This is a genomic window from Mesorhizobium sp. M7A.F.Ca.CA.004.12.1.1, assembly GCF_003997835.1.
In the GTDB taxonomy this organism is placed as follows: domain Bacteria; phylum Pseudomonadota; class Alphaproteobacteria; order Rhizobiales; family Rhizobiaceae; genus Mesorhizobium.
In genome coordinates this window covers 1-9,590 of sequence record NZ_RZRK01000167.1, presented here as the reverse complement: position 1 = coordinate 9,590, position 9,590 = coordinate 1, and the positions used below count along the sequence as shown (strand labels likewise).

At 64.4% G+C, this 9,590-nt stretch carries 8 protein-coding genes and 1 pseudogene; 7 read left to right on the top strand and 2 right to left on the bottom strand.

Going from position 1 to position 9,590, the window contains the following annotated elements; all coding sequences use genetic code 11:
* Positions 1–195 (bottom strand): annotated as a pseudogene (locus EN984_RS11515) (GlxA family transcriptional regulator); the annotation flags it as partial.
* A 76-nt stretch (positions 196–271) separates the two neighbouring features.
* Between EN984_RS11515 and EN984_RS11510 the strand changes: the two are divergent.
* The 7 genes from EN984_RS11510 (at position 272) to EN984_RS11475 (ending at position 8,122) form a co-directional block, all read left to right on the top strand.
* A complete protein-coding gene (locus EN984_RS11510) occupies positions 272–1,189 on the top strand; it encodes a 3-keto-5-aminohexanoate cleavage protein (RefSeq protein ID WP_127269383.1) in 918 nt (305 codons plus the stop codon).
* A 22-nt stretch (positions 1,190–1,211) separates the two neighbouring features.
* Positions 1,212–1,841: an HD domain-containing protein gene (locus EN984_RS11505; RefSeq protein WP_127269384.1), complete on the top strand. Its 630-nt coding sequence runs from the start codon at positions 1,212–1,214 to the stop codon at positions 1,839–1,841.
* Entirely contained in the window at positions 1,838–2,941 is a 1,104-nt protein-coding gene (locus tag EN984_RS11500) for a carnitine 3-dehydrogenase (RefSeq protein WP_127269385.1), read from the top strand. The genes EN984_RS11505 and EN984_RS11500 overlap by 4 nt, the downstream gene beginning before the upstream one ends.
* 4 nt (positions 2,942–2,945) lie before the next feature.
* Positions 2,946–4,109 (top strand): acyl-CoA dehydrogenase, encoded by a 1,164-nt coding sequence (locus EN984_RS11495; protein ID WP_127269386.1) that lies wholly within the window; start codon positions 2,946–2,948, stop codon positions 4,107–4,109.
* A 3-nt stretch (positions 4,110–4,112) separates the two neighbouring features.
* Complete coding sequence (locus tag EN984_RS11490) at positions 4,113–6,191, top strand: acetate--CoA ligase family protein (RefSeq protein ID WP_127270181.1); 2,079 nt, start codon at positions 4,113–4,115, stop codon at positions 6,189–6,191.
* Positions 6,184–6,966, top strand: coding sequence for a carnitinyl-CoA dehydratase (locus EN984_RS11485; RefSeq protein ID WP_127270028.1), 783 nt, complete (start codon positions 6,184–6,186; stop codon positions 6,964–6,966). Before EN984_RS11490 ends, EN984_RS11485 begins: the two co-directional genes overlap by 8 nt.
* Positions 6,967–7,183: 217 nt before the next feature.
* Complete coding sequence (locus EN984_RS11475; protein ID WP_127270026.1) at positions 7,184–8,122, top strand: alpha/beta hydrolase; 939 nt, start codon at positions 7,184–7,186, stop codon at positions 8,120–8,122.
* A 35-nt stretch (positions 8,123–8,157) separates the two neighbouring features.
* Here EN984_RS11475 and EN984_RS11470 read toward each other — a convergent pair.
* The coding region (locus tag EN984_RS11470; RefSeq protein ID WP_127383745.1) for an FAD-binding dehydrogenase at positions 8,158–9,590 on the bottom strand (1,433 nt) is incomplete at its 5' end.

Below are 9,590 nucleotides of genomic sequence, written 5' to 3'. Positions count from 1 at the left end.
GGTGACCGGAGCCTCGCCGGTCACCGAGACCAGCCGAAAATCGAACAGGGTCTCGCCGGAGATGCGGTTGGCGGCGCGCAGTGGATCGACGGCGGATGCCACGCACATGATCGACGAGCCGGAAAACACCAGCAGCGTCACCTTGAGCGGCAGACGCTCGGCACGAAAGATCGTCGGTTTTTCGCTTTTCGTCATGGAAGCTTCGTAAAACGCAAAACAGTTTCCGGCAAGTCGGGCATTGTTGTGGACTGTTCTTTCGGAGGAGAGTTCTATGCCGCTTGCGATGAACCGTGAGGTCTTCATTACCTGTGCCGTGACCGGGTCCGGCGGGTCGCAGGACCGCAGCCCTCATGTGCCGCGCTCGCCAAAGCAGATCGCCGATTCGGCCATCGACGCGGCCAAGGCTGGCGCCGCAATCGTGCACTGCCACGTCCGCGATCCCGAGACCGGCAAGCCCAGGCGCGATGTGCATCTCTACCGCGAAGTGACCGAGCGCATCCGCGAGGCCAATGTCGACGTCGTGCTGAACCTGACCGCCGGCATGGGCGGCGACATGGTGTTCGGATCGCCGGAAGCGCCGTTGCCGCTCAACGAAAAAGGCACCGACATGGGCGGCGCCACCAACCGCATGGAACATGTGCGCCAATGCCTGCCGGAAATCTGCACGCTCGACTGCGGCACCATGAATTTCGCCGAGGCCGACTATGTCATGACCAACACGCCAGGCATGCTGCGCGCCATGGGCGGCATGATGACGGCGCTTGGCGTCAAGCCGGAGATCGAGGCCTTCGACACTGGCCATTTGTGGTTCGCCAAGCAGCTGGTCGAGGAAAAGGTGCTCAACCCCGATGCGCTGGTGCAGCTCTGCATGGGCGTGCCGTGGGGGGCGCCGGACGACCTCAACACCTTCATGGCCATGGTCAACAATGTGCCGTCGACCTGGAACTGGTCGGCCTTTGCCATCGGCCGCAACCAGATGGCCTATGCTGCTGCGGCGGTGCTGGCCGGCGGCAATGTCCGCGTCGGGCTGGAAGACAATCTATGGCTCGACAAGGGCGTACTGGCGACCAATGCGCAGTTGGTCGAGCGCGCCGCCAGCATCGTCACCAATCTCGGCGCCAGGATTCTTGGGCCGGAAGAGGTACGGCAGAAGCTCAACCTCACCAAGCGGGCGCCGATCGCGGCATGAATTATTCGTCGGGAGGGTCGGCATGACTACCGTAAAATTCACCGCAATGAAGGATGGCGACCGGGACGACTACGAGTTCCTGACCGCGCATGAGATCGACTACGCGGCCAGGACCGGCGAGCGGCTGCTCGACGCGCTGGTGCAGCTCGACGCGGGCCTATCGGGCTACAAGATCACCCGGCTCGGCCATTCGCTGCAGGCGGCGACGCGTGCCTGGCGCGACGGCGCCGACACCGACTGGATCGCCTGCGCGCTACTGCACGACATCGGCGACATCTATGCGCCTTACAATCACGATGAATATGCCGCTTCGATCCTCAAACCCTTCGTGCGCGAACAATGCACTTGGGTGGTGGAGAAACATGGCGACTTCCAGCGGCTCTACTATGCCCATCACCTCGGCGGTAACCGCCATGCGCGCGACCGCTTTGCCGGCCACGCCTATTTCGACGATTGCGACCAGTTTTGCGAACGCTGGGACCAGTCCAGCTTCGACCCCGATTATGACACGCTGCCGATCGAATTCTTCCGGCCCTTCGTCCTCGAAGTCTTCGCCCGCAAGGCATACGACCCGTCCGTGATCCGCGCCGGCGAACGCGTGCCGCTCATAGATCCCACAACCGCCATGACCAGAACCGGAGCTTCCGCATGAGCATCATCAACAAGGCAGCCGCCATCGGTGGCGGCGTCATCGGCGCCGGCTGGGTGGCGCGGCTGCTGCTCAACGGCATCGACGTGTCGATCTTCGATCCCGATCCCGAGGCGTCGCGCAAGGTCGGCGAAGTGATGAAGGGCGCGCGCCGCGCCTACAAGCAGATGGTACCCGGCGGTTTGCCGAAAGAGGGCAAGCTGACCTTTGCCAAGACCATCGCCGAGGCAGTGGCCGATGCCGATTTCATTCAGGAAAGCGTGCCGGAACGGCTCGACCTCAAGCACCGGGTGCTCGCCGAGATCGATACCCACGCGCCGGCCAATGCGATTGTCGGTTCCTCGACCTCCGGCATCAAGCCAACCGACATGCAGGTGGCGATGAAGAAGCATCCGGAGCGGCTGGTCGTCGGCCATCCGTTCAACCCGGTCTATCTCCTGCCGCTGGTCGAGATCGTGGGCGGCGAGCAGACCTTTCCCGAGGCGATCGAGGTCGCCAAGGAGATGTATGCCTCGATCGGCATGAAGCCGGTCGTCATCCGCAAGGAGATCGAGGCCTTCGTCGGCGACCGCCTGCTCGAAGCGGCATGGCGCGAGGCGCTGTGGCTGATCAAGGACGGCATCTGCACGGTCGAGGAACTCGACGACATCATGCGCTATGGCTTCGGCCTGCGCTGGGCGCAGATGGGCATGTTCCAGGTCTATCGCGTCGCCGGTGGCGAGGCCGGCATGCGCCACTTCATGGCGCAGTTCGGGCCCTGCCTGAAATGGCCATGGACCAAGCTGATGGATGTGCCGGAGTTCAACGACGAACTGGTCGACCTGATCGCCACGCAGTCGGACGACCAGGCGCATGGGCTGTCGATCCGCGAGCTGGAAAAAATCCGCGACGACAATCTGGTCGCCATCATGGATGCGCTGTCGAAGCAGAACAAAGGCAAGGGCTGGGGCGCCGGCGCCCTGCACAAGGACTATACCAGGCAGCTGGCCAAGCTGGCGGCGAAGAAGCCCACGGCCTCCAAGGCTGCCGAGAAGGCCAAAGCCTTGAAACCGGTCAAGAAAGCCGAAAAGCCGAAGAAAAAGCCCGGCAAGAAGAAAGGCTGAGAGCATGGATTTCGGGCTGTCGGAGGAACAGAGGCTCATCGTCGAGACGACGCGTGCGTTCGTCGAGAACGAGCTTTACCCGCATGAGCGCGAGGTCGAGCGCACCGGCGTGCTGCGCCGCGACCTGATCGAGGAGATCAAGGTCAAGGCGATCGAAGCCGGGCTCTATGCCGCCAACATGCCGGCCGATGTCGGCGGTGCTGGCCTCGATACGGTGACTTGGCTGCTCTACGAAAAGGAGCTTGGCCGCGCCAATTACGCGCTGCACTGGACCTGCGTGGCGCGGCCCTCCAACATCCTTTTGGCCGGCACGCCGGAGCAGCGCGAAAAGTACCTGTTCCCCTGCATCCGCGGCGAGAAATGGGACTGTCTGGCGATGACCGAGCCGGGCGCAGGCTCCGATTTGCGCGGCATGAAGGCGACGGCGGTACAGGACGGCGACGACTGGGTACTCAACGGCACCAAGCATTTTATCTCCCACGCCGACCTCGCCGACTTTGCCATCGTTTTCATGGCTTCCGGCGAAGAGGATTCGCCGCGCGGCAAACGCAAGAAGATCACCGCATTCTTCGTCGACAAAGGGACGAAGGGCTTCACCGTCCGCGATGGCTACCGCAACGTCTCGCATCGCGGCTACACCAACGCCATCCTCGAATTCGACGATTGCCGGCTTCCCGCCGCCCAAGTGTTGGGCGAAGTCCACAAGGGGTTCGACGTCGCCAATTCATGGCTCGGCGCCACCCGGCTGCAGGTCGGCGCCACCTGCCTCGGCCGCGCCGAGCGGGCGCTTGGCCATGCCATCGAGTATGCCGCGCAGCGCCAGCAGTTCGGCCAGCAGATCGGCAAGTTCCAGGGCGTGTCGTTCAAGCTTGCCGACATGGCGACCGAATTGAAGGCCGCCGACCTGATGGTGTTCGAAGCCGGCTGGAAGTACGATCAGGGCACTGTCACCGATCAGGACATGGCCATGGCCAAGCTGAAGGCCACCGAGATGCTTGCATACGTTGCCGATGAGGCGATCCAGATTCATGGCGGCATGGGACTGATGGACGATTTGCCACTGGAGCGCATCTGGCGCGACGCGCGCGTCGAGCGCATCTGGGAAGGCACGTCAGAGATCCAGCGCCACATTATTTCAAGGGCGCTGCTGCGTCCGTTCGGGGCATAACATATGCATAAACTTGAGCGTCTCCTGCGGCCGAAATCGATCGCCGTCTTCGGCGGTGCGCAGGCCGCGGCCGTCGTCGCGCAATCGATCAAGATGGGCTTTGCCGGCGAGATCTGGCCGGTGCATCCGACCAAGGACGAGGTCGCGGGCCGCAAGGCCTATCGTTCGGTCGCCGATTTGCCTGACGCGCCGGACGCCGCCTTTGTCGGCGTCAACCGGCATTTGACCATCGAGGTGATCAAGGCGCTGGCCGAGCGCGGCGCCGGCGGCGCCGTCTGCTTTGCCGCCGGCTTCCTTGAGACCGAGGCCTACGACGACGACGGCGAGCGGCTGCAGGCCGAGCTGGTTGCGGCAGCCGGCTCGATGCCGATCATCGGGCCGAATTGCTACGGCCTGATCAATTATGCCGACGGCGCGCTGCTGTGGCCCGACCAGCATGGCGGCATAAGACTGGCCGAGGGCGGCAAGGGCGTCGCCATCATCACCCAGTCCTCCAACATCGCCATCAACATGACGATGCAAAGGCGCGGCCTGCCGATCGCTTTCCTGATGACCGCCGGAAACCAGGCGCAGACCGGGCTGTCCGAAATGGCGCTTGGCCTGATCGAGGACGAGCGGGTCACGTCGCTCGGCCTGCACATCGAGGCTTTCGATTCGGTAGCCGGCTTCGAGCGGCTGGCAGCACGGGCGCGCGAGCTGAAAAAGCCGATCATCGCCATGAAGGTCGGCCGTTCCGAACAGGCCAGGCAGGCGACCGTCTCGCATACCGCGTCGCTGGCCGGCTCGGATGCGGCCTCGGGTGCGTTCCTGCGGCGGCTCGGCATTGCGCGTGTCGATTCGATTCCCGCCTTCATCGAAGCGCTGAAGCTGCTGCACATCACCGGACCTTTGCCCGGCTATAGGCTGTCGTCGATGAGCTGCTCCGGCGGCGAGGCCTCTGTCATGGCCGACAGCGCCGAAGGGCGCTGGGTCAATTTCCCTGTGCTGACCGACAGCCACCGCGCCCATGTCAAATCGACGCTCGGGCCGCTGGTCGCGGTCGCCAATCCCTTGGACTATCACACCTTCATCTGGAACAACGAGCCGGCGATGACCGCCACCTTCACCGCAATGGTGTCGGGCGGCTTCGACCTCAACATGCTGGTGCTGGATTTTCCGCGACCTGATCGTTGTTCGGTCACCGATTGGTGGGCGACGCTGCGCGCCTTCGAATCGGCGCTGAAGACCAACAAGGCGCATGGCGCGATCGTCTCGTCGCTGCCGGAAAACCTGCCGGAGGAGTACACCGCCGAACTGATGGCGCGCGGCATGGTGCCGTTGTTCGGCATTTCGGAAGCCATGGATGCCGCCGGGGCGGCGGCCTTCATCGGCTGGGCTTGGGCCGAACCGCAGGCGCAGCCGATCGACACTTCTGCTGCCGGTGCGCCTGGTGGCGACCATGTCACGCCCGACGAGGCCGAAGCAAAATCGCGGCTGATCAAGGCCGGCCTGCCGGTGCCGAAAGGCGAACGGGCCGCCAATGCGGTCGAGGCGGTGATTTCGTCGATGGCGCTCGGCTTTCCCGTCGCACTGAAGGCGCTCGGCGTCAGCCACAAATCCGAAGTTGGCGCCGTCAGGCTCAACCTCAGGGATGCCGAATCCGTCAGCACCGCGGCGCATGACCTCTTGCCGCTCGGCACCGGGCTCTATGTCGAGCGCATGGTGCGCGACGGTGTCGCCGAGCTCATCGTCGGCTTCACCCGCGACCCGATGTTCGGTGCGGTGATGACCTTGGGCACCGGCGGCGTGCTGGTCGAATTGTTGCGCGACAGCGTCACGCTGATGCTGCCGGCGACGCGCGACGATATCGAGGCGGCGCTGCGCGGCCTGAAACTGTTCCCGCTGCTCGAGGGCTATCGCGGCCGGCCAAAAGCCGATGTCGCGGCTGCCATCGATGCCATTTCGGGCATTGCCGCCTTCGTGCAGCAGAATGCCGGTGAGATCGAGGAACTCGACATCAACCCGCTGATCGTCTGCAGCGAAGGCAAGGGCGCCTGGATCGCCGACGCACTGCTGGTGCTGGGAGAGAACAAGAATGTCTGACGTCATTTCGACCCGCCGCGAGGGCACCATCCTCGAGGTCACCCTCGACCGGCCCAAAGCCAACGCCATCGACCTGAAGACCTCTCGGCTGATGGGTGAGACCTTCAAGGCATTCCGAGACGATCCGGAATTGCGCGTCGCCATCGTCAAGACCGCCGGCGACAAGTTCTTCTGTGCCGGCTGGGACCTCAAAGCCGCTGCCGGCGGCGATGCCGTCGATGGCGACTATGGCGTCGGCGGCTTTGCCGGGCTGCAAGAATTGCGCGACCTCAACAAGCCGGTGATCGCTTGCGTCAACGGCATGGCGGTCGGCGGCGGCTTCGAGCTGGCGCTGTCCTGCGACCTCATCTATGCCTCCGATCATTCCTCCTTCGCGCTCCCCGAAATCCGCGCCGGCACGCTGGCCGACGCGGCAACGATCAAACTGCCGAAGCGCATCCCCTACCATGTCGCCATGGACCTTCTGCTGACCGGCCGCTGGATGGATGTGGCCGAGGCGCATCGCTGGGGCCTGGTCAACGAAGTGCTGCCCAAGGAGAAGCTCGAGGACCGTGTCTGGGAGATCGCCCGGCTGCTCGCAGGCGGCCCGCCGCTGGTCTTTGCAGCGATCAAGGAGACCGCGCGTGTGGCCGAGGCGCTGACCTTCCAGGACGCCATGAACAAGGTGACCCGCCGCCAGCTGCCGACGGTCGATGCCCTCTACGGCTCCGAGGATGGCATGGAGGGTTTTCGCGCTTTTGCGGAGAAGCGTGAGCCGGTTTGGAAGGGGAAGTAGTGGATACCGCCGGAACGATGGCGCTTACCCCCCTCTGGCCTGCCGGCCATCTCCCCCTCAAGGGGGGAGATTGGCAGCTTCGATCTCTGCACTCTTCTTGCGACGCAGAAGGTTGGCGAAAGTTTTCGCAACATCCGATCTCCCCCCTTGAGGGGGAGATGTCCGGCAGGACAGAGGGGGGCGCCCTGGCTCAGCCTTGGGCGCCTTTCCAGCACCCATGACCGATTACAAAACCCTCATCGACGCCGAGACCTGGGCGTTCATAGAGCGGACCAATTCTTACTATCCGCCCGACACGATCGACTACACGATCGCGCAGCAGCGCGGGATCTATGACCGCATGTGCCGCGAATTCTTTGCCGGCTATCCCGAAGGCGTGGCGGTCGAAACCTCAGCCATTGCGACGCCCACGCACGACATCCCGATCCGCACCTACCGAAGCACACACAAAGCTGCGGTGACGGTGCTCTATGTCCATGGCGGCGGCTTCATCCTCGGTGGGCTGGACAGCCACGACGATGTCTGCGCCGAGCTCTGTGCCCGCACCGGCTATGAGGTGGTCTCGGTCGATTATCGGCTGGCGCCGGAGCATCTGCATCCGGCGGCCTTCGACGATGCGATGAGCGCCTTCGAATGGGCCGCCGCCAATCGCGATCATTCTATCGTGCTGTGCGGCGACAGCGCCGGCGGCAATCTCTGCGCCGCCGTCAGTCACGCCACGCGTGACCGTTCGAAAAGGCCGTTTGGCCAGGTGCTGATCTATCCCGGCCTCGGCGGAGACCGCGCGAAAGGCTCCTATGTCAAGCACGCCGAAGCGCCGATGCTGACCGTGCGCGATCTCGAATTCTACAAGCACATCCGCACCAGCGGCGTGGATAGGACCGGGGACATCACGCTGTCGCCGCTCGCCGACACCGACTTCTCCAACCTGCCGCCGACAGTACTGATCACCGCCGAGTGCGACCCGCTGTCGTCGGATGGCGAGAGCTATCACGACCTGGTCGTGGCGGCGGGCGGACGCGCAACCTGGTTCGAGGAAACGGGGCTGGTGCATGGTTATCTCCGAGGCCGGCACACGGTCGGCCGCGCCCGCGCAAGCTTCACCCGGATCGTCGATGCGGTGACCGCGCTTGGACAGGGCGATTGGCGCTGGTGATCGCGGCTGGACTCTGAGGACCGACCGGCCCCGGCTCATCCCACCGAAGCGGCCGCCGCACGACCGGCGCTGCGGCCGGAAAAGATGCAGCCGCCGAGGAAGGTGCCCTCAAGCGCCGCATAACCATGCACACCGCCGCCGCCAAAACCGGCGGCTTCGCCGACGGCGTAGAGTCCCGCAACAGGCTGGCCATCGGCACCCAGCACGCGGCTGTCGAGATCGGTCTGCAGGCCGCCCAGCGTCTTGCGGGTCAGGATGTTGAGGCGCACCGCTATCAGCGGGCCGTTTGCCGGATCGAGCATCTTGTGCGGCTTGGCCGTGCGGATCAGCCGGTCGCCGAGATAGGCGCGCGCCCCGCGCAGAGCGGTGATTTGCATGTCCTTGGAGAACGGGTTGTTGAGCTGCCGGTCGCGGGCGCGCATTTCGCGCTCGACCTGGGCTACCTCAAGAAGCGGCTCGCCGCCGGCCAGCGCGTTCATGCGCGCGACCAGCGTCGGCAAGTCGGCCTCGACGATGAAATCCTCGCCCTTCTCCATGAACGCCTTGACCGGGCCCGGAATGCCCGATGTGGCGCGGCCGAGCACCTGGCGCCAGCTCTTGCCGGTCAAATCGGGGTTCTGCTCGGAGCCCGACAGCGCGAACTCCTTCTGGATGATCTTTTTGGTCAGGATGAACCAGGAATAATCGAAGCCGGTGCTCATGATGTGGGAGAGCGTGCCCAGCGTGTCGAAACCGGGATAGAGCGGCATCGGCAGGCGCTTGCCGCGCGCATCGAGCCACAGCGATGACGGGCCGGGCAGGATGCGGATCGCATGATCGGTCCAGACCGGCGCCCAATTCTTGATGCCCTCGACATAGTGCCACATGCGGTCACGGTTGATGATCGAACCGCCGGCCCGTTCCGTGATCGCCAGCATGCGGCCGTCGACATGATCGGGCACGCCGGTGATCATGCGCTTCGGTGCGGCGCCCAGCCGTTTGGGCCAATTCTCCCGCACCAGTTGATGGTTGGCGCCGATGCCGCCGGAGGCGACGATCACCGCTTGCGCGTGAAGCTCGAAATCGCCTGATATTTCGCGCGAACTCTTGTGGCCGCGCTCGACATCGCTGGGCTGCAGGATGTCGCCACGCACACCTGTCACAACAGCACCCGTCCGCGTCAGTTCATTGACGCGGTGGCGGAATTTGAAACTGATCAATCCGCGCTTTTGGGCCTCGCGCACGCGCTGGGCGAACGGTTCGAGCACACCGGGGCCGGTGCCCCAGGTAATGTGAAAGCGCGGCACCGAATTGCCGTGGCCGATTGCATTGCCGCCGCCCCGCTCGGCCCAGCCGACCACAGGAAAGAATTTCAGGCCGCGCTGCATCAGCCAGGAGCGTTTCTCGCCGGCGGCGAAACCGACATAGGCTTCCGCCCATTTGCGCGGCCAGAAATCCTCCGGCCGATCGAAAGCCGCGGTGCCCAGCC